Annotated in this window: 15 protein-coding genes, 1 pseudogene and 1 riboswitch; of the genes and pseudogenes, 8 read left to right on the top strand and 8 right to left on the bottom strand. The window is 40.4% G+C overall.

Annotation, left to right across the window (positions count from 1 at the left end; all coding sequences use genetic code 11):
* The first annotated feature begins 247 nt into the window (after positions 1-247).
* On the top strand, positions 248-1,183 hold the full coding sequence (gene mdh / locus EMK97_RS15140; protein WP_130603608.1) for a malate dehydrogenase: 936 nt from the start codon (positions 248-250) through the stop codon (positions 1,181-1,183).
* 116 nt (positions 1,184-1,299) lie between these two features.
* Here the strand turns inward: mdh and EMK97_RS15145 are convergent, their stop codons facing one another.
* Together EMK97_RS15145 and ispB are read right to left on the bottom strand one after the other, a co-directional pair.
* Positions 1,300-1,710: a bacteriohemerythrin gene (locus EMK97_RS15145; RefSeq protein ID WP_170176779.1), complete on the bottom strand. Its 411-nt coding sequence runs from the start codon at positions 1,708-1,710 to the stop codon at positions 1,300-1,302.
* A gap of 192 nt (positions 1,711-1,902) precedes the next feature.
* On the bottom strand, positions 1,903-2,874 hold the full coding sequence (gene ispB, locus EMK97_RS15150; RefSeq protein ID WP_130604509.1) for an octaprenyl diphosphate synthase: 972 nt from the start codon (positions 2,872-2,874) through the stop codon (positions 1,903-1,905).
* 259 nt (positions 2,875-3,133) lie between these two features.
* On the opposite strand from ispB, the gene rplU reads away from it, so the two are divergent.
* From rplU to folA, 4 genes are all read left to right on the top strand, one after another.
* Complete coding sequence (rplU, locus tag EMK97_RS15155) at positions 3,134-3,445, top strand: 50S ribosomal protein L21 (RefSeq protein ID WP_130603612.1); 312 nt, start codon at positions 3,134-3,136, stop codon at positions 3,443-3,445.
* A gap of 16 nt (positions 3,446-3,461) precedes the next feature.
* Positions 3,462-3,719: a 50S ribosomal protein L27 gene (gene rpmA / locus EMK97_RS15160; RefSeq protein ID WP_130603614.1), complete on the top strand. Its 258-nt coding sequence runs from the start codon at positions 3,462-3,464 to the stop codon at positions 3,717-3,719.
* Between the two features lie 170 nt (positions 3,720-3,889).
* Positions 3,890-5,047, top strand: a complete 1,158-nt coding sequence (gene cgtA, locus EMK97_RS15165) for an Obg family GTPase CgtA (RefSeq protein WP_130603616.1) — start codon at positions 3,890-3,892, stop codon at positions 5,045-5,047.
* Positions 5,048-5,124: 77 nt separating this feature from the next.
* On the top strand, positions 5,125-5,613 hold the full coding sequence (folA, locus tag EMK97_RS15170; protein ID WP_130603618.1) for a type 3 dihydrofolate reductase: 489 nt from the start codon (positions 5,125-5,127) through the stop codon (positions 5,611-5,613).
* Between the two features lie 90 nt (positions 5,614-5,703).
* On the opposite strand, the gene EMK97_RS15175 is transcribed toward folA, so the two are convergent.
* The 3 genes from EMK97_RS15175 to folE2 form a co-directional block, all read right to left on the bottom strand.
* A complete protein-coding gene (locus EMK97_RS15175) occupies positions 5,704-7,134 on the bottom strand; it encodes an FAD-dependent oxidoreductase (RefSeq protein ID WP_130603620.1) in 1,431 nt (476 codons plus the stop codon).
* Positions 7,135-7,164: 30 nt separating this feature from the next.
* On the bottom strand, positions 7,165-11,625 hold the full coding sequence (gene gltB, locus EMK97_RS15180) for a glutamate synthase large subunit (protein ID WP_130603622.1): 4,461 nt from the start codon (positions 11,623-11,625) through the stop codon (positions 7,165-7,167).
* Positions 11,626-12,401: 776 nt separating this feature from the next.
* A complete protein-coding gene (folE2, locus tag EMK97_RS15185) occupies positions 12,402-13,328 on the bottom strand; it encodes a GTP cyclohydrolase FolE2 (RefSeq protein WP_130603624.1) in 927 nt (308 codons plus the stop codon).
* 358 nt (positions 13,329-13,686) lie between these two features.
* On the opposite strand from folE2, the gene EMK97_RS15190 reads away from it, so the two are divergent.
* On the top strand, positions 13,687-14,043 hold the full coding sequence (locus tag EMK97_RS15190; RefSeq protein ID WP_130603626.1) for an Hpt domain-containing protein: 357 nt from the start codon (positions 13,687-13,689) through the stop codon (positions 14,041-14,043).
* A 59-nt stretch (positions 14,044-14,102) separates the two neighbouring features.
* Here EMK97_RS15190 and arcA read toward each other — a convergent pair whose 3' ends face one another.
* From arcA to EMK97_RS15205, 3 genes are all read right to left on the bottom strand, one after another.
* Positions 14,103-14,804 (bottom strand): two-component system response regulator ArcA, encoded by a 702-nt coding sequence (gene arcA, locus EMK97_RS15195; protein WP_130603628.1) that lies wholly within the window; start codon positions 14,802-14,804, stop codon positions 14,103-14,105.
* Positions 14,805-14,917: 113 nt separating this feature from the next.
* Positions 14,918-16,552 (bottom strand): ATP-binding protein, encoded by a 1,635-nt coding sequence (locus EMK97_RS15200; protein WP_130603630.1) that lies wholly within the window; start codon positions 16,550-16,552, stop codon positions 14,918-14,920.
* 203 nt (positions 16,553-16,755) lie between these two features.
* Complete coding sequence (locus tag EMK97_RS15205; protein WP_246028807.1) at positions 16,756-17,826, bottom strand: methyltransferase; 1,071 nt, start codon at positions 17,824-17,826, stop codon at positions 16,756-16,758.
* Between the two features lie 219 nt (positions 17,827-18,045).
* A riboswitch (Lysine riboswitch) is annotated at positions 18,046-18,278 on the top strand.
* 121 nt (positions 18,279-18,399) lie between these two features.
* Here EMK97_RS15205 and dapA point away from each other — a divergent pair.
* Positions 18,400-19,308, top strand: a pseudogene (gene dapA, locus EMK97_RS15210) (4-hydroxy-tetrahydrodipicolinate synthase); the annotation flags it as partial.
* A 98-nt stretch (positions 19,309-19,406) separates the two neighbouring features.
* Complete coding sequence (locus EMK97_RS15215) at positions 19,407-20,156, top strand: 2,3,4,5-tetrahydropyridine-2,6-dicarboxylate N-succinyltransferase (RefSeq protein WP_130603634.1); 750 nt, start codon at positions 19,407-19,409, stop codon at positions 20,154-20,156.
* Positions 20,157-20,160: the final 4 nt, after the last annotated feature.

Raw genomic sequence — 20,160 nt, forward strand, 5'->3', positions numbered from 1 at the left:
TTAGCGCTTTAGATCATCATTAATTGATCCAAATAGCCTCATTTGTTGAAAATTAATACTAAAGTTGAGTTTTTAAGTCGCGTATTTAAATTTATTATACGTTATCGCATGACAAGTTAATAATAATTGTTTTTTACTTGCTTATACTATATCTTTTGCGCAACAAATTTTTTACGTATTTACTCAAGTTTTGTCTTGAGTAAAGCAATAATTGCAGGTTAACCCCACTAAATTTCGGAGAAATCACATGAAAGTAGCAGTTTTAGGTGCCGCTGGCGGTATTGGTCAAGCATTATCATTACTTCTAAAAACTCAATTACCAGCAGGCTCTGACTTATCATTATATGATGTTGCGCCAGTAGTTCCAGGTGTTGCTGTTGATTTATCACACATCCCAACGGCGGTAAATGTAGCTGGTTTTGGTCGTGATGATTTAGATGCTGCGCTAGCAGATGCAGATATCGTGTTAATTCCAGCTGGTATGCCACGTAAGCCTGGTATGGATCGTGCTGACTTATTTAATGTTAATGCTGGTATTATCAAAACATTAGCCGAAGGCATTGTGAAGAACTGTCCTAAAGCTTTAGTTGGTATCATCACTAACCCAGTAAACGGCACTGTACCGATTGTTGCTGAAGTATTCAAAAAAGCAGGTACTTACGATAAAAACCGTGTATTTGGTGTAACCACATTAGATGTTATCCGCTCTGAAGCATTTGTTGCTGAGCTTAAAGGTTTAGATGTTTCTGAAGTGAAAGTTCCTGTTATTGGTGGTCACTCAGGTACTACAATTTTACCGCTTCTTTCACAAGTTGAAGGTGTTAGCTTTACTGATGAAGAAGTTGCTGCCTTAACACCACGTATTCAAAATGCTGGTACTGAAGTTGTTAACGCTAAAGCTGGTGGCGGTAGTGCGACACTTTCTATGGGCGCTGCAGCTGCGCGTTTCTGTATGTCTTTAGTGAAAGGCTTACAAGGTGAAGACGTTGTTGATTACGCTTACGTTGAAGTTGAAGGCGGTGACGCACCATACTTCGCACACCCAGTGCGTTTAGGTAAAGGTGGTGTTGAAGAAATCTTATCTTATGGCGAGCTAAGTGCTTTCGAACAAAAAGCAAAAGATGACATGCTTGAAACATTAAACAAAGACATCCAAGAAGGTGTTGACTTTATGGCTAGCTAATTTGCGCTAGCAAAAGCCCTAAAGCCTTATACAAAAAAGCGCATTGCTGATATCAGCAATGCGCTTTTTTTATCTCTAAGTTAACCAACAAGTATTAACTTAACCGACAAGGTTTGTTAATTAACCCCTTGTGCTTGTAAATGCTCACTATAGGCTTTATCTGTTTCTAAAATATGATAGGTAAGCCAGTTTTTTAAGAATGCCATCACTTGTTCGGTAAGCTTTTCTTTTTGGTAATGATCAAACTTCTCTTTTAATTCAATTAGCTGGACGATTAGCTCGTCATGTTGACGCTTGTGCTCTGTGCCGCCTTCATAATCATGTAAGTTAAAGAGCTTTTCTTCGTAGGCAAAGTGTTTTTGCGTGTAATGAGTTAGGTCGGTAAAGGTTTTTCGAAGTACTTCAATAGAGTCACCATTGTTCATGGCTTCATCTAATCGGTTGATTATATTCATGAGCTCTTTATGCTGCTGATCTATGCTGTCAATGCCAACACTGAGTTCTGCGGACCATTCTATTAACGCCATATCTACCACTCCATTATTCGATTTTATTATCATTGTAAATTTGTTTGATTCATTACTAAGTATAGCCTGATTAAAAATCAATCGACTTGGCAAATCATCATGGAGAAATTAATTAGAGTCGGTGTTGATGTAGATCAAAAAAGCGAGGCTAATTAACCTCGCTTTATATAAAGGGCATGTTAATTGAAAGTATTATGCACTGCGATTTGCGGCAATATGTGCCAGTGATATCAATGCTTGCTTATATTCAGAATCAGCTAATACATTCAGCGCTGTTATGGCTTTATCCGCTTCAATTTCAGCCTGCTTTTGCGTATACACTAACGATCCTGTCTCTGCCATGGCTTGTAGGATCTCATCTAAATGATCCATACCATTGCCATGTTCTATGGCATCACGAATTAATTGTTTTTGGCGTTCATTACCATGCTTCATGGCATAAAGTAGCGGTAAGGTTGGTTTACCTTCAGCTAAATCATCACCGACATTTTTGCCCATTTCTTTGGCATCAGCAGTGTAATCCATAATGTCATCAACAAGTTGAAAAGCTGTGCCTAAATACTTGCCGTAATCAGCCATGGCATTTTCAATGGTTTCATCTTGATCGGCAACAACGGCAGCTAATCGTGTGGCAGCTTCAAATAGTTTGGCTGTTTTACAGTAGATAACCTGCATATAGCTTTCTTCGGTGGTATCAGGATCATTACAATTCATTAATTGTAAAACTTCACCTTCAGCAACAATATTAGTGGCATCAGATAAAATATCCATAATGCGCATATTATTTAGCTTGGTCATCATTTGGAAAGAGCGTGTGTAAAGGAAATCACCGACCAATACACTGGCGCTATTACCAAATAGGGCATTGGCCGTTTCACGACCACGACGCATATTTGACTCGTCAACAACATCATCGTGTAGTAAAGTAGCGGTATGGATAAACTCTATGATCGCGGCGATCGCACAATGATCTTTACCTTGATAATTTAATGCACTTGCCGCTAAAACTGTCAGCATGGGGCGCATTCTTTTACCGCCGCCGTTAACGATATAAATACCTAACTGGTTGATTAAAGCGACATCTGATTGTAATTGATCATAAATAAGATCATTAACCACGCTCATATCATTTTGTGCTAATGCTTGTATTGCTTTTACATCCATAACGATTAAATAGAAACCAACTTCTTTAAACTGTATAATATGAGGCAAAGTGTACACTAAAATTACTCTGAGAGAAGTTTTGTCGACGCTTTGTTTTAATTCTGTTAAGGAAAATAATAAAAATTGGAAAAAACAGAAAAATCATCGTATTTGTACTTGCCCTATCTGCCATCTTCGCGTAGAATTCGCGCCCTATATTTTTAAATTTAGCGTCAAAAAACTTTATATTTATAAGTAAACGACGCATTACGGAGTAGCTATGTACGCGGTATTCCAAAGCGGTGGTAAACAACATCGTGTAACCGAAGGGCAAACAGTTCGTCTTGAAAAGCTAGAGCTTGAAGTAGGCGCAACAGTAGAATTTGATAACGTATTAATGATCGCTAATGGCGATAACATCAACGTAGGTGCACCTTACGTTGCTGGTGGTAAAGTAGTAGCTGAGGTGGTAAACCAAGGTCGTGCAGACAAAGTTACTATTGTTAAGTTCAAACGTCGTAAGCATTCACGCAAGCAAGCGGGCCATCGTCAATGGTTCACTGAAGTGAAAATTACTGGTATTAACGGCTAATTAGGAGCATTTTGACATGGCACATAAGAAGGCTGCAGGTAGTACACGAAATGGTCGCGATTCAGAAAGCAAACGCCTAGGTGTTAAGCGTTTCGGTGGCGAATCAGTTCTAGCTGGTAACATCATTGTTCGTCAACGTGGTACTAAGTTCCACGCTGGTAACAACATGGGTATCGGTAAAGATCACACTTTATTTGCTTTATCTGACGGTAAAGTTCAATTTGAAGTAAAAGGTCCAAAGAATCGTAAATACGTTAGCATCATCGCTGACTAATATTTAGATAGATTTGATAAAAACCTCGCTTCTTAGCGAGGTTTTTTTTTGCATATAAGATCATTTAAGTTTGGCTTGTGATTAATTAATTTAGATCATTTGGTATCAGATCTAAATCGTTTATACTAGTACAGGTTAATGTACTAACAAATTAAGGTTGTTTAAACACCATGAAATTCGTTGATGAAGTTGAAATCAGAGTTGAAGCAGGCGATGGCGGCAACGGCTGTGTCAGTTTTAGAAGAGAAAAATATATTGAATTTGGCGGCCCAGATGGCGGCGATGGTGGTGATGGCGGCGATGTATATTTAATTGCTGACGAAGGCTTAAATACCTTAATTGATTATAGATTTGAGCGATTTCATCGTGCTAAACGTGGTGAAAACGGTAAAAGCCGTAATTGTACCGGTAAAAGTAGCGACGATTTGTATCTAAAAGTACCTGTGGGTACCCGCGCCATTGACCAAGATACAGGCGAGCAAATTGGCGATTTAACCCAGAAAGGGCAAAAGCTGATGGTTGCCAAAGGTGGCTGGCATGGTTTAGGTAACACGCGTTTTAAAAGTAGTACTAACCGTGCGCCACGACAAAAAACCGATGGTACGCCGGGTGAAATTCGCAACCTCAAGCTAGAGTTATTATTACTAGCAGATGTTGGCCTGCTTGGTTTACCGAATGCAGGTAAATCAACCTTAATTCGCAGTGTTTCTGCTGCCAAGCCGAAAGTAGCGGATTATCCGTTTACCACCTTAGTACCAAACTTAGGTGTAGTACGTTTAGACTCACAGCGCAGCTTTGTTATTGCTGATATCCCAGGTCTTATTGAGGGTGCTGCAGACGGTGCGGGTTTAGGCACTCAGTTCTTAAAGCACTTAGAACGTTGTCGTATTTTATTGCATGTAATTGATGTGATGCCGGTGGATGGCTCAGACCCACTAGAGAATGCTAAAACCATTATCAGTGAGTTAGAGCAACACAATGACAAGTTAGCAGGTAAGCCGCGTTGGATCGTTTTCAATAAGTTGGATCTTTTACTGGAAGAAGAAGCAGAACAATTAACGAAGTCGATCATTGAAGGTTTAGATTGGCAAGGTGAGGTTTATAGTATCTCAGCATATAATAAAATGGGTACTGAAGAACTATGCCAAAAACTGATGACCTTTATTGAGGAGCTACCTGAGGAAGAAGCTGAAACGGTTGAAGAAAAAGCCGTTGATTTCAAATGGGATAGCTATCATCAAGATGCCATGGATGATTTTGGCGATGATCTAGATGACGATGATTGGGATGAAGACGATTACGACGTTGAAGTTGAATATCGTCAGTAACCGCAAGATATAATAAAAAGGCTGTGATTTTCTTAATCGCAGCCTTTTTTAATGAAAAGAATAACTAGGGAGTAACCATGACCATTTTATCCATGATAGTGGCAACTGCAGATGATAACGTGATTGGTAAAGACAATGATATGCCGTGGCACTTACCTGCTGATTTAGCTTATTTTAAGAAGGTTACCTTAGGTAAGCCGGTTATTATGGGCAGAAAGACCTATGAATCAATCGGCAGACCACTACCGGGGCGTAGAAATATTGTTATCTCACGCGATGAAAACTATCAAAAAGAGGGGATTGATACGGTAACCTCAGTCGAGCAAGCTTTGGCACTAGTGCAAGATGTTGAAGAGATCATGGTTATTGGTGGCGGTGCTATTTATAAGCATTGTTTACCTGCGGCGACAAGGCTCTACATCACCCATATTAAAGCAAGCATTGAGGGGGATACCCGTTTTCCTGATTATGATGATGGCAGCTGGCAAAAAGTTAGCAGCGAAGTGCGCGATAGCGATGAGAAAAATGCTTACCAACTAGATTTTTGTGTTTATGAACGTAAATAGAAAGTAGATTATTTTCATTAAAAAAGCTGATAATTAATTCACTTGGTATAAGTTTTAATTATCAGCTTTTTATTTTATCCGTATTCTAGGCTAGGGCGTTAAAACATAATCCAAAATACCGATCGCAGCTTTGCGGCCTTGGTCAATAGCGGTAACCACTAAGTCTGAGCCGAGTACCATATCACCACCGGCAAAGATATTTTGCTTGCTGGTTTGTAAGGCAAACTCTGTATTGTCTTTGGCGATAACACGACCTTTCGGGTCAAGTTCAACACCGGCATCTATCATCCATTGTGGTGGGCTAGGTAAGAAACCAAAGGCAATTACCACGGCATCTGCTGGCATCACAAATTCAGAGCCGGCAATTGGCTCAGGGTTGCGTCTGCCATTGGCATCTGGTGCGCCTAGTTGGGTTTTCACGAATTTAACGCCAATGGCTTTACCCTTGTCATCAACGGCAATATCAAGCGGCTGTAGGTTAAATTCAAAGTTCACCCCTTCTTCTTTGGCGTTTTGCACTTCGCGAGGCGAGCCTGGCATGTTGGCTTCATCACGACGATAAGCACAAGTCACCTCGGTTGCCCCTTGTCTGATAGAGGTACGCACACAGTCCATGGCGGTATCACCACCACCAAGTACCACCACTTTTTTACCACTAAAGTTAACGTATGGCTTAGCTTGACTAGAGTTTTCGCTGGTGATTTCCATCAGCTTTTGGGTATTACCAATAAGAAAATCTAAGGCGTTATAGACACCAGCTGCGCCTTCATGCTCAAAGCCGCCAGTCATATCCTTGTATGTACCTAAGGCTAAGAACACCGCGTCAAATTCATCGCTAATATCGGCAAAGCTTACATCTGTGCCAACATTAGTATTTAAACGAAACTCTATACCCATGCCTTCTAATATTTCACGGCGGGTTTGAATAACATCTTTTTCTAACTTGAATGATGGAATACCAAAGGTGAGCAAGCCACCAATTTGTGCGTGTCTATCATACACAACGACATCAACACCGTTGCGGGTTAATACGTCAGCACAAGCAAGACCAGCAGGGCCGGCACCAATTACAGCAACACGTTTGCCGGTTTTAACCACATGGGATAAATCAGGCTTCCAGCCTTGTTTAATCGCTGTATCGGTAATGTGCTTTTCAATATTACCTATGGTTACTGCGCCAAATTCATCATTTAAGGTACAAGCTGATTCACATAACCTGTCTTGTGGGCAAACACGGCCACACATTTCAGGTAAGCTATTGGTTTGATGACATAAATCAGCCGCTTCAAAAATCTTACCTTCGGTGACTAACTCTAACCATTGTGGAATATAGTTATGGACAGGACATTTCCACTCACAATAGGGGTTACCACAATCTAGGCAACGATCAGCCTGACCAATACTTTGCTCTTTTCCTAACGGCTGGTAAATCTCAACAAAGTTGATTTTGCGCTCTTCAATAGACTTTTTCGCCGGCTCAATTCTTTTTACATCAATAAATTGATAAACATTTTTGCTCATTATCTTTTTCCTCTGTTCTCAACTTACCAATTACTGTGCTTGAACGCGAAGTTCAGCACTTGAGCGGCTACGATGGCCCAATAAGGTTTTCACATCGGTAGCTGTTGGCTTAATTAGCTTAAATTGCGGCGCGAATTTATCAAAATCATGCAAGATTTCTTGCGCGCGTAAACTACCCGTTTCTTCAAAGTGCTGATTGATAATTCCACGCAGGTGCTCCTGGTGAATAGCAAGTTCATCAATAGGCAAGATTTCAATAGATTCTTTATTTAAGCGCACATCTAAATCACCTAATTCATCCAGTACGTAAGCGAAACCACCTGTCATACCTGCGCCAAAGTTAACGCCGATTTTACCTAAGATAGTTACCACACCACCTGTCATATATTCACAAGCGTGATCACCTGTACCTTCAACAACGGCGTGACAGCCAGAGTTACGCACAGCAAAACGTTCACCAGCGCGACCACAAGCATATAATTTTCCGCCTGTTGCACCGTATAAACAGGTGTTACCCATAATCATGGTTTTATGGCTTTGATACTCAACACCGCGTGGTGGCTTGATGGTTAGCTTACCGCCAGTCATGCCTTTACCTACATAGTCGTTGGCATCACCCGTTAAGATCATATGTAAGCCGCCAGCATTCCAAACACCAAAGCTTTGTCCGGCGGTGCCGTTAAAGTGTAAGGTAATAGGGAAGGCCGCCATACCTTGGTCGCCATGATGTCGGGCAATTTCACCTGATAAAGTAGCGCCAACAGAGCGATCGGTATTTTGAATCGTGAACCTATATTCGCCACCGCTGCTGTGTGCTACGGCATCGCTCGTAGCGGATAAAATTTGTTGATTTAACTGGCCTTCATCAAAAGCAGTGTTTTCTTCTGTTTGATGTAAAGCGGTATTTTCACCGGCAACAACTGGTGCAATCACAGGTGATAAATCTAGTTTTTGTTGTTTAGCGCTAATGCCATCAACTTGTTCAAGTAAATCCACTCTACCAATAATATCCGTTAGGCTTTCAACACCTAGCTTAGCAAGAATTTCACGGACATCGCGGGCAATAAACTTAAAGTAGTTCATTACTTGATCAGGCAAGCCTTTAAAGAATTGCTCACGTAAGACATCATCTTGCGTGGCAACTCCTGTTGCACAGTTATTTAAGTGACAAATTCGTAAGAATTTACAGCCTAGCGCAACCATAGGCGCAGTACCAAAACCAAAGCTTTCCGCACCTAAAATTGCCGCTTTAACTATATCGACACCGGTTTTTAAACCGCCATCAACTTGTAAGCGAACTTTATGGCGAAGACCATTGGCCACTAATGATTGATGTGCTTCTGCTAAACCTAATTCCCAAGGACAACCTGCGTATTTTACTGATGTTAATGGGCTAGCAGCAGTACCACCGTCGTAACCTGATATGGTAATAAAATCAGCATAAGCTTTCGCGACGCCAGATGCTATGGTGCCAACGCCTGGGCCTGATACCAGTTTGACTGAAATAACCGCTTTTGGGTTGACCTGTTTTAAATCGAAAATTAGCTGAGCTAAATCTTCAATTGAATAAATATCATGATGTGGCGGTGGCGAAATTAAGGTGACGCCAGGTACAGAGTAACGTAGCTTAGCAATTAACGGCGATACTTTATCTCCCGGTAATTGGCCACCTTCACCTGGTTTTGCCCCTTGCGCGACTTTAATTTGCAAGACATCAGCATTAACTAAGTAGTGTGGTGTCACACCAAAACGACCTGAGGCAATTTGTTTGATACGAGAGTTTTTCACCGTACCGAAGCGGCGCTCATCTTCACCACCTTCACCTGAATTGGAAAAACCACCTAAACGGTTCATGGCAATAGCTAAGGCTTCGTGTGCTTCTGGGCTTAATGCACCAATTGACATAGCGGCAGAGTCAAAGCGTTTAAACATGTCGCTTTCACTTTCAACCTGATTAATATTGATGGCTTTGGTATCTGCTTTAAATTTAAGTAAATCACGCAGCATAGCGATAGGGCGCTCATTTACCTCAGCGGCATACTTTTGATAGTCGCTGTATTCACCATTTTGTACCGCACGCTGTAAATAGTTAACCACGTCTGGGTTAAAGGCATGGTACTCGCCACCATGGACATATTTTAATAGACCGCCATGGCTCATCTTTTGGTGAGGTAAGAAAGCTTTGCGCGCTAGGTTAATGTTATCTTGCTCGATATCTTTAAAGTTTGCGCCTTTAATACGACTTGGTAAATCGCTAAAACACAGCTCCATAATGTCATCGTTTAAGCCTACTACTTCAAAAAGACCGGCACAGCGGTAACTTGCTATGGTTGAGATACCCATTTTTGACAGTATTTTTAATAAGCCTTTGTTAATACCTTCACGGTAATTGACGATAGCATCACGGGCGCTGATGGTAATTTGCCCTTGATCTACGAGTTGTTCAATAGTTTCAAAAGCAAGGTATGGATAAATTGCGGTTGCACCTAAGCCAAGTAATACCGCATATTGATGTGAATCACGCACTGATGCGGTTTCAACAATAATATTTGAATCACAACGAAGTTGCTGATCAACTAAGCGTTTTTGTACCGCACCAACGGCCATAGCCGCTGGAATCACCAATAAGCCCGGATGAATTTGTCTATCAGATAGCACCAGTATTACCGTGCCTTTGTTACGCACCAGATCTTCTGCTTCATTACAAAGTCGACGTATGGCGGCTTCTAAACCTTCTTCAGCATCATAGTTGAGTGTCAGCGTGTCTGAGCGGTAATGTTCAGGATCTAAATCACGTAATTGCTTCAAGCCTGTGTACATTAGTACAGGCGTTGAAAATAGCATACGATCAGCATGACCAGAGGTTTCATTAAAGACATTATGCTCACGGCCAATACAGGTGCCTAATGACATAACATAACGCTCACGCAATGGATCGATTGGTGGGTTAGTTACTTGAGCAAACTGCTGACGGAAGTAGTCATATAAAGTGCGCGGCTGGGAAGAAAGTACTGCCATTGGCGTATCATCACCCATAGAGCCAGTCGCTTCTTGACCATTTTCTGCCAAGGTTTTAATAACTTGGTTTATTTCTTCATAGCTATAGTTAAACATTTTATGGAACTGCGCCATTTCTTCATCAGTAAAGACGCGGGTACCAATAAGGTTTGCTTCTAACTCATCAAACGGAATGAGACGGCGAATGTTTTTGTTTAACCAATCTCGATAAGGGTGACGCTCTTTTAAGTCATTATCTATATCGTTAGAGTTAAATAGCTTGCCGGTATAAGTGTCGATTGCCAGCATTTCGCCTGGGCCAACACGACCTTTTTCCACGACTTCATCTTCGCCGTAATCCCAAATACCGACCTCAGAGGCTAAGGTGATAAAGCCGTCACGGGTAATAACATAACGTGCCGGACGCAGGCCGTTTCTATCTAAGTTACAGGCTACGTGGCGACCATTGGTCATTACCACACCGGCTGGGCCATCCCACGGCTCCATGTGCATAGAGTTAAACTCGTAAAAGGCACGTAAATCATCATCCATTAGTGGGTTATTTTGCCAAGCAGGTGGCATTAATAAACGCATGGCGCGGTATAAATCCATGCCGCCAGCTAAAAATAGCTCTAACATATTATCTAATGAAGAGGAGTCTGAGCCAGTTTGACCAACAAAAGGAGCGGCATCTTGTAAATCGGGTAATAAAGGTGATTTAAAGCGATAGGTACGGGCACGACTCCACTGGCGGTTACCATTAATGGTATTGATTTCACCATTGTGCGCTAGATAGCGGAATGGTTGTGCCAAATGCCACTGTGGTGAAGTATTGGTTGAAAACCTTTGGTGGAATACACAAATAGCCGTTTGCATGCGAATATCAGCTAAATCTAGGTAAAAGTTTGGTAAGTCTACTGGCATCATTAGGCCTTTGTAGATGGTTACCAAGCAAGATAAACTCGCGACATAGAATTTTTCATCTGTAATGCGGTTTTCAGCGCGACGACGTGCCATATATAAGCGGCGCTCTAAATCACGATTACGCCAACCCGGAGGAGCATCAACGAATACTTGCTCTATTTTAGGTAAATTACCTAAGGCTATTTCACCTAACACTGAGGTGTCTACTGGCACTTCGCGCCAGCCAATTAATGTTAGGCTTTCGCTGGCTAATTCTTCTTCAAGTATTTTTTTTGATAAAGCAGCTTCAATGGGATCTGTATTTAAGAAAACCATGCCTACAGCGTATTTCTTACCTAGCTTCCAGCCGTTGTCTTCGGCAACTGCGCGGAAAAAGCTATCAGGCTTTTGCAGCAATAAACCGCAACCATCACCAGTTTTGCCATCTGCGGCAATACCACCACGGTGTTGCATGCGATCAAGCGCTGAAATAGCGGTTTTTACTAGCTTATGGCTGGTTTCTCCATGTTGATGGGCAATCAAACCAAAACCACAGTTGTCTTTTTGGACGCTATGATCATAAAGCTGCATTGTAATCTCCTCTCTAGGCTCACTTACCGTACAAAGTGAGTCGATGGATGCCGATATTAAACTGCATGAGGCATCGCTTTGTATTAATGGTGCTCCCCAATACACAGGCAAAGATGAGTAGGATAACTCGTAGCCTGAGAAGGGTGGTTTAACAAGGGGCTAGGTTGTGCTTATTATGTTGTTTTTAGCATTGCCTAACACTGTATTAGTTACCTTGCTCTTTCCTTATTGAAACTAGCTATTTAGTTCTAGTTTCTTATGCCATTTATAGCTACAGGACAGAGAAAGAAGAATAAAGGCTCGATAAAAGTGCATAATTAATCTTCTTTGCTATAAGTGGAAATTTCAACATTACCCAGTTATTAATAAAAGGTCAATTAAAATAGAGCTTTTGCTCGTAATTTATTTTCATGTTTTTTGGTGTCTTTATCAAAATAAAAAATATCCAACAGCTTTAATTGTATGATTTATAATGGTTATGATATTTTTTAGGAGTATTTGATGATAATAAAGTGAAAAGGTTTTGGAATTTTATTACATTTTGCTTGCTGATATAAATAAATGGAATATTCAATATTTATTCATTTTATGATGTGTGAGCAGTGATATTGTTTAACAGGTAAGATAAACAACAGTGTTGTTCTTATTAGGCCATGTTTATCTTTGCTTAATATTAGTAGAAGCCGATACTACTGGCAAAATTTAGGTATAAAAAAACCAACAGCAGATGCCGTTGGTTTTAGATAAATTTGTTTAAACGTTAAATCACTTAGATATTAGGGCTGATATCCGCCTGAAATGCCTTTAGTGGTGATGCTTACCGCATCATGTGCGTGCAGAGATTCTAAATGATTTATTCGTAGCCAGAAATCATCATATTGTTCATTTTGATTTAGGCAATGCTGAACCCGACGGGCAGCATCTTCACAAAACATTAAGTTCTGACCGTTTAAGCGTGCAAACTCCTGCTCATCTTCACGTTTAACAGCTGCTTGTACTGGGGTTTGTAATGCGTCTTCAAGTAAATTAACTAATTCTGTAATAGGAAACTCATTTAGGCTGTTGTTAAGCTTTACTTTTACTTCAGCAATTGAGCGTTGTGAATGTGGGGTTGCAACAATACCTTCACTGGTTCCTAGCCATTCATGGACATCATTTAAAGCAACTTGCTCACTGCCTGAAAACTTTTGCTGAAACGCTTGTTGGATCAATTGTCGTGATAGGGCAGCAGAACATGGACAAGTAGATGAATAGCGCACCTCAACACTAAGCTCAATAGTGAGCTTACCTTGATTTAATAAACCCGTTAGCTTAACTGGGTATGCTTTCCAACCTTCTTTACCACTTATAAGTGATTTACGTCTTAAGTGATACTCAAAGTTAAATTCCACTTTGGCTTGATCACTTAAATCATCATGGCTAGAAACAAAGCTATCAAGCACACTGACTAGCGTTTGATAGCTTAAGGTATTGCTGGTGGAAAGCTCATCTAGTATAAGATACAAGCGAGACATATGTATGCCTTTTGCTTGCGGGTCTTTTAGATTAACAAAGGCATCAATGTGAGTCGAAACCATACGATCATTTTCACCTTTTGACGCAAGCATAATTGGCATTTCAATTTTACTCATGCCGACCCAATCAAGTGCTCCCTCTGTTTGGGCTGTGGTATGGTTGGCAATATCTGGCATTGATGTCGGCATTACGACTCCGCTTTAAACTAAATAATATTAATATATTGCTGGTTGAGTCGCTTGAAATTGACTAAGAATCAGCAATACGTAAATCTAAGGGCGCATATTCTAGCCTATTTTTTGATGCGGATCATTATCGTTATAATTATTGTTGACGTATAACGATAGTAAAAACAATTTAACGGGTTAAAAACATCAGTACCCCTACAAAGCTTATGGGTTAAAGGCTATGAAGTTAACAAGTGATTTTATCTCTTAGCTGCATAATTAAATAAAGATAAACACGCCCGCTAAGATAAGTGTGCTTGTTGTTGTCAGTGATTTTATGTACAGTGTTTGCTTATTTCGTCGTTGTTAAGAGGTGATTATGACAGCACAAACTGTAGTTTTGCTTGATGTTGAATTATTGCAGGGATATCTAGATAGCTTAGGAAAAGCGACCGTTGAGAAAATGTTTGCGTTGTACTCACAACAAGTGGCGATTTATTTGGCGGATATTGAAAAAGCGCAATTAGCAGATAATGCAAAAGATTGGCAAGAGCACTGCCACAAAATGAAAGGTGCAGCAGCAAGTGTCGGTTTAGTCGAGCTTCATAAGCAGCTGGTTGTACTAGAAAAAATTACAGCTACGCAGCAGGAAAAAGCGCAATTGTTGCAGGATTTGCAAGCAGGTAATCAACAAGCTATGACAGCATTTAGCCAATGGTTAGCTGAGCAATCATAGCGAACTTGAATTAATTTAAGGTAGCTTGCGAGCTACCTTAATGGTTAGGTGGTTAGGTGTTAATCTAAGGTGCCAACAAAGCGGTAACCTTCACCATGAATGGTGTTAATTAGCTCTGGCGAGTTCTCAACAGATTCAAAGTGTTTACGCAGTCTTCTAATGGTTACGTCTACCGTTCTATCATTTGAGCGTAAATCTCTACCTGTCATTTCTTTAATTAACTCTTGGCGAGAAATAATTTTGCCGGCATTTTGAATCAGTAAATTTAATGCGCGGTATTCGCCGCGAGGAATGGCAATCACTTCACCTGTAGGACTGGTCATTTGACGCGAGTTACCATCGAGAGTCCACTGATTGAAAGTAATGATACTTTGTGGTGCTTCGGTTTTATTTTGACCAATGCGGCTTAAAATATTGCGCGCTCTAATGGTTAATTCACGCGGATTAAAAGGTTTAGTTAAGTAGTCATCTGCACCTATTTCTAAACCTAAGATCTTATCAATATCACTGTCTCTACCTGTTAGGAAGATTAAGCCTAAATCTTTGTTTTTTGTCAGCTCTCGAGCAAGTAAAAGACCATTCTTGCCGGGTAAATTGATATCCATAATGACCAGGTTGATGTTGTTTTTTTCAAGCTCACTTTCCATGGTGTCACCATCAGTCGCTTCAAAGACCTGATAGCCTTCAGCTTCAAATAGATTGCGTAAGTTAAAGCGTGTTACATCTTCATCTTCAACAACAAGAATTTGGTAAGTTTCCATTTTGACAGTTCACCTGGGTTAGTCTGGCTGTGCCAGTACTTATTAACATTTATTTAACTATGGTAGCTAAGTCATGTTAAAAAAACAATTAAGTCAGTAGATTAGTTATGGCTTTATTGATCTGAAACGAGCTCTACAGGGAAGGTAATATCAAACTTAACACCTTGTCCTAACTCACTGTCGACGCTGATATGACCATCAAGCGCTTGTGTTACTAGGTTATATACTAAGTGCATACCTAAGCCACTACCGCCTGAGCCACGCTTGGTTGTGGTAAAGGGCTCAAAAATTCTGCTTTTGATACCTTCATCTATACCTACACCGTTATCACTATAGTTTAAATGTAGCTGATCACTTAAGCTCATCACTTTAATATCAACAGCACCATTGTCTACACCTTCAAAGGCATGGTAAATAGAGTTGAGGATCAGGTTAATCAATATTTGGTTTATTGGTCCGGGTTTACTGGTAACCACTAAGTCACTAGGGCAGTCTAAGTGATAGGTGACATTGGCAGACTTTAACTTCGCTGCTAGGGTAAGTAAGATCTCTTCCATTAATTCGCGAACATTAAAGGTTCTAGTTTCTGCGCTGGATTGATCTACCGCTACTTTTTTAAAACTAGAAATGAGTTTGGCTGCTCTTTCTAGGTTACGAAAAATAATGGCAACGTTTTCTTCACCATCATTTAAGAACTTCTTCAATTGGCTAGATTTGAGTGTTTTACTTTCAAAGGCTGCTTTAATTTCATTGAGTTTATCAGAGAGCAAACTCGAGGCGGTAACACCTAAACCAATAGGAGTGTTTACTTCATGGGCAATGCCGGCAACCATATCACCAAGCGATGCCATCTTTTCAGTTTCAACCAATTGCCCCTGGAATTGGTGCAGCTTCTCGAGTGTTGACAGCAACTCCTGATTCGACTCTTTTAAAGCATCAGTTCGCGAGTTTACTTTTTCCTTCAGCTCATCGTTTTGTAGCAAGGCGTGCTGGTGTGCATCTTCGATTTTGTTAATGTGTTTTTGTGTTCTGCTCAGTAATATATTGATATTTTGAGCTAAGATATCAAATTCTTTATATATCTGATTATTAACACGAATATTGTAGTCTTTGCTTTGTGACACTTGCTGAATTGATTCAATTACTTCAACAACGGGTTCGTGCATTTTTCTATGCAGCCACATTGCCCATAACAAGGCAATAATTAACGCGGCGACAGTTAAAGAAATGGCTAAATAACTTAATCGGTTTACCAGTGATTTGCTGCTATTTAAGCTTGCTTGAATATATAGATAACCTAATAGCTTATCTTGACTGGTTATTTTTACCATCAATTCTAAGTAGGTTTCTTGGTAGCGAAATTGGCTTAGCTGGTCAATTTCATCGGTTTTATCTTTGATGGCCGGGAAATTATGATTCTTGTTGTAACTGGTGAAAAATTCAGCGCTGTTATCTTCGCTTATGCTGTATACATGCACACGATTAATCAGTGGCGTGATGATGAGACTTTTTAAATCTTCTTTGAGTTCGCTGTGGGTTTTATCATTGTTATCTTGTAAAAAAGGCGCACTTTGCTTAGCAAGGTAATTAGCCCAAGATAAGGTTTCTTGCTCAATAAATTTATTTTCATGCTGCTGACTTTTTTGAATTAAGACAATTGAGGTAATTAGTAGTGATAACACGACTAACCCAATAATTGAGTTAAGCAATAAACTGCGCAGAGATTTAATTTTGGCTAATTGTGGCATTATTTGCTTTGACCAAGGCAACATTGTGAGAAATAAGTCATACCTTGATGATTGTTGAAAAAGCTCAATAATTCAACCTTTATCTTTAGTTTATCGTTAAGATAAGTTGATTTTTTGAGATTGCTTTTCCGCTAATTTAATGCGCATTTATACAAGGCCAAGACATTTGTGAACACGTCACCAGCCTAGAAGTTAAACCCGTCTTAACACTTCACCTGATAAATGCTAAAGCCGTTTGCTTTAGCTTGAGTGCTTGTTTTGCCAATATGCTGCTCCATGATAGGTGGATATTGTAAAAAGCTATTAGCAACAATAGTGATATCGCTTGGTTTAGCCATATAATTTTTAATACCCGCTAAAAATTGTTCCGTTGCCTGATAATGGGTTTTCAAGCCTTGGTGAAATGGTGGGTTTGAAACTATATGTTGGTATTTTTCTGTTACATTGGACAGGCTATTGGATGCAAAGACATTTCCTGTAAGGTCGTTTAATTGCAGTGTTTTTTCTGCCGAAGTCAGCGCTAGTGCACTGACATCTAATAAGGATAACTTGGTATCAGTGAATTTTTTGCCGATAAAGCAACTGATAACCCCAGCACCACAACCAAAATCAAGCACTTTTCCGCACATATCTTCAGGTAAATTGTTAAGCAATAACTGAGTGCCAACATCCAGTTTTTGTTGACTAAATACTCCGGGCAAAGAGGCGATAGTAAGCTTTATATCATCTATTTCTAGCGGGTATTTTTTAAACCAATCATCTAAGTTAAATGGTTTTTCTAATGCTTCAGCTTGAGCAAAACCCGCAAAAAGCATGCAATGGCGTGCGGCATCGATTTTTTGGCCATTAGTTATAAAGTGTTGTGTCAGTTTTAGGGTCGATTGTATGCCGCCTTTTTTCTCGCCAACAAATAATATCCTTGTTTGTTCTGTGATATGTGGCGCTATCATTGCCAAGGTAAAAGCCAGCTCAGCTTTACTTTTAGGAAAAGCGATAATGACTAAATCATGTGTTATATCACTTTGATAAACCGCTGAAAATTGTGAGCTCACCTTGTTTTGCGGCTTACTTTGATGCTTATGCTGAATAGCTTGATAATCAATAAAGTTGCTATTAAAGCAACTGATATGGCTTTGGGGATTTAATTGCAGATAAGCATCAATAAAGCCATCTTCAGGCATATTGACAAAAAGCGGCTTTTGCCCTGCTAGCCATTGTGTATTTCGCATTAAAACTTGACTTGCATTACTCATGCTAGCTGAAAAATTAGCCATACCAAACCTAGAAATTCATTGAGGTAAACGCATTCGCGTTCATCATAAGATAGAAGAAAGCATTCTACCTGAAAGCGACTTTACTAAACAAGCCGCGTGAACTTTTAACGTAAATGACATTGAACTTGTATGCAAAAAGTGATTAAATAGCGCTCGTCCCTATTATTACTTATTTGTTGGTTAGCTAAGTTACTTAGTTAAATAACGAATAAGCTAAAAGGGGTCAGAAGAGGAGCGTTAACCAGGTAGTTATTGCTGTTTTCTCTAAGGAGAAAACACAGAGATCAAACTCTGTTAGTGATAATGAGGGGGATTAACGCCGAGGCAAAAGCAAGGTTTGATACTGTTTTTGTCGGTTGTTTATTCTTAAGTAAGTTAAGAATAGTGGGCTGAATCCCAACAATTGTCACCTATTGCCTGTTGAGGCATTTGAGTGGAGAGCTTCTGGCCTTTGCATTATCAGGCAGCCTTCGCTCTTCTGTGGCGATGTTGCTCTTCTTTGTAAACGCCTAGAACTCTCCGAACTAACGCAACTACAACTAGCCGTTGTGGTTTTATTTGAGTTCGAGAGTAATGAATCAAAATAATTCAATCTCTGCTCGTATTGTACGAGCAAATCAATGTGCTTTATGGACAGCATTAGTTACGCCCTTTAATCAAGACGGTGAAATTGACTATGCTAGCTTGAAAGCTATTGCTTCTGAACAAGCGCAAGCTGGCAATGGTATATTGTTATTAGGTAGCACAGGCGAAGGTTTGGCGCTTAATTATGATGAGCAGTTAGCCATTGTCAGTTTTGTCTGTCAATTAGGGCTAAACACACCCATCATGGTGGCTGTAGGTGGTTATAACTTAGCTGAACAAGTTCGCTGGATAGAACAGTGTAACGAGCTTACCATTGATGCCTATCTACTTGGCAGTCCGCTATATGCCAAGCCTGGCGCTTTAGGTCAGCAGCAGTGGTTTGAGCGCTTACTTGATACTGCCAACTTCCCATGTATGCTCTATAACGTACCTTCACGTAGTGGTGTCGATATTCCAATCAGCACTATCAAACAACTACAGCATCATGAAAATTGTTGGGCCATGAAAGAAGCCAGTGGTGATATCAATACCTTTTTGGCTTACCAGCAGCACTGTCCAGATATCGCATTGTTTAGCGGTGAAGATGCCATGATGCCTTATTTAGCGCCGGCTGGCGTTAAAGGGCTAGTTTCTGTTTGCGCTAATGCTTGGCCGCAAGCGACGAATCGCTATGTCGATATTTGTTTAAACCGTAAACCTGAACAGGTTTATCAGCTATTTCCTTTATGGAATAACGCGGTAGCGGCGCTTTTTTCTGTAGCAAATCCTATTCCTGTCAAAGTGCTTATGCACCAACAAGGCGTGATCAATAGCCCTGTTTTGCGCGCACCTTTGACGCACGAAGAGCTGACGGAGACAGCAGCCTTGCTTGACTTTGACAAGCAAATTAATCAATGGCTAGCAAGCGAGCAAACCAACAACCCTCATTTATCTGTGCCGACAACAGCAGGCTCAGAAGCTTTATTAAATTAAGAAATTGAATATTGGAGTATTTTATGAACTGGCAAGATGTATTAGCACAGTTAGAAGCAGGCACATTACGCGCGGCTAACCAAGATGAATCAGGCAATTGGCAAGCAAATGTTGCCGTAAAAGAAGGCATATTAGCGGCATTTAAAGCAGGTGAAAATGTCGCATTTTCTGAAAACTACCAAGGCTTTGTTGATAAAAACAACTTACCGGCAAGGCAGTTTACACCAAGCGATAATGTACGACTTGTTCCTGGTGGTTCTTCAGTAAGAGCTGGTGCTTACGTAGCACCTGGCGTCATTATTATGCCGCCTGCTTATATCAATGTTGGTGCCTATGTAGATAGCGGTACTATGGTTGATAGCCATGCTCTGATTGGCTCATGTGCGCAAGTGGGTAAGAATGTTCATGTGTCTGCTGCTGTGCAAATTGGTGGTGTGTTAGAGCCGGTAGGCGCTAGCCCAGTGATTATTGAAGATAATGCCTTTTTAAGTGCTGGTGTTGTCGTTGTTGAAGGTATTGTTGTTAAGAAAGGCGCCGTGTTAGCTCCGGGCGTATCGCTATCTAAATCTGTGCCTGTTTATGACTGTGTTAACCAGGAGATGCGCCCTAAAGGTGCTGAAATTCCTGAAAATGCCATTGTTGTTCCGGGCACACGACCAGTACAAGGTGACTGGGCTCAAGGCCAAGGTTTAAATATGGCTTGTGCTCTAATTGTTAAGTATCGCGATGAAAAAAGTGATGCCGCATTAGAGTTAGAATCAATTTTACGTTAGTTGA

The organism is Litorilituus sediminis (assembly GCF_004295665.1).
GTDB classification, from domain to species: Bacteria; Pseudomonadota; Gammaproteobacteria; order Enterobacterales; family Alteromonadaceae; genus Colwellia; species Colwellia sediminis.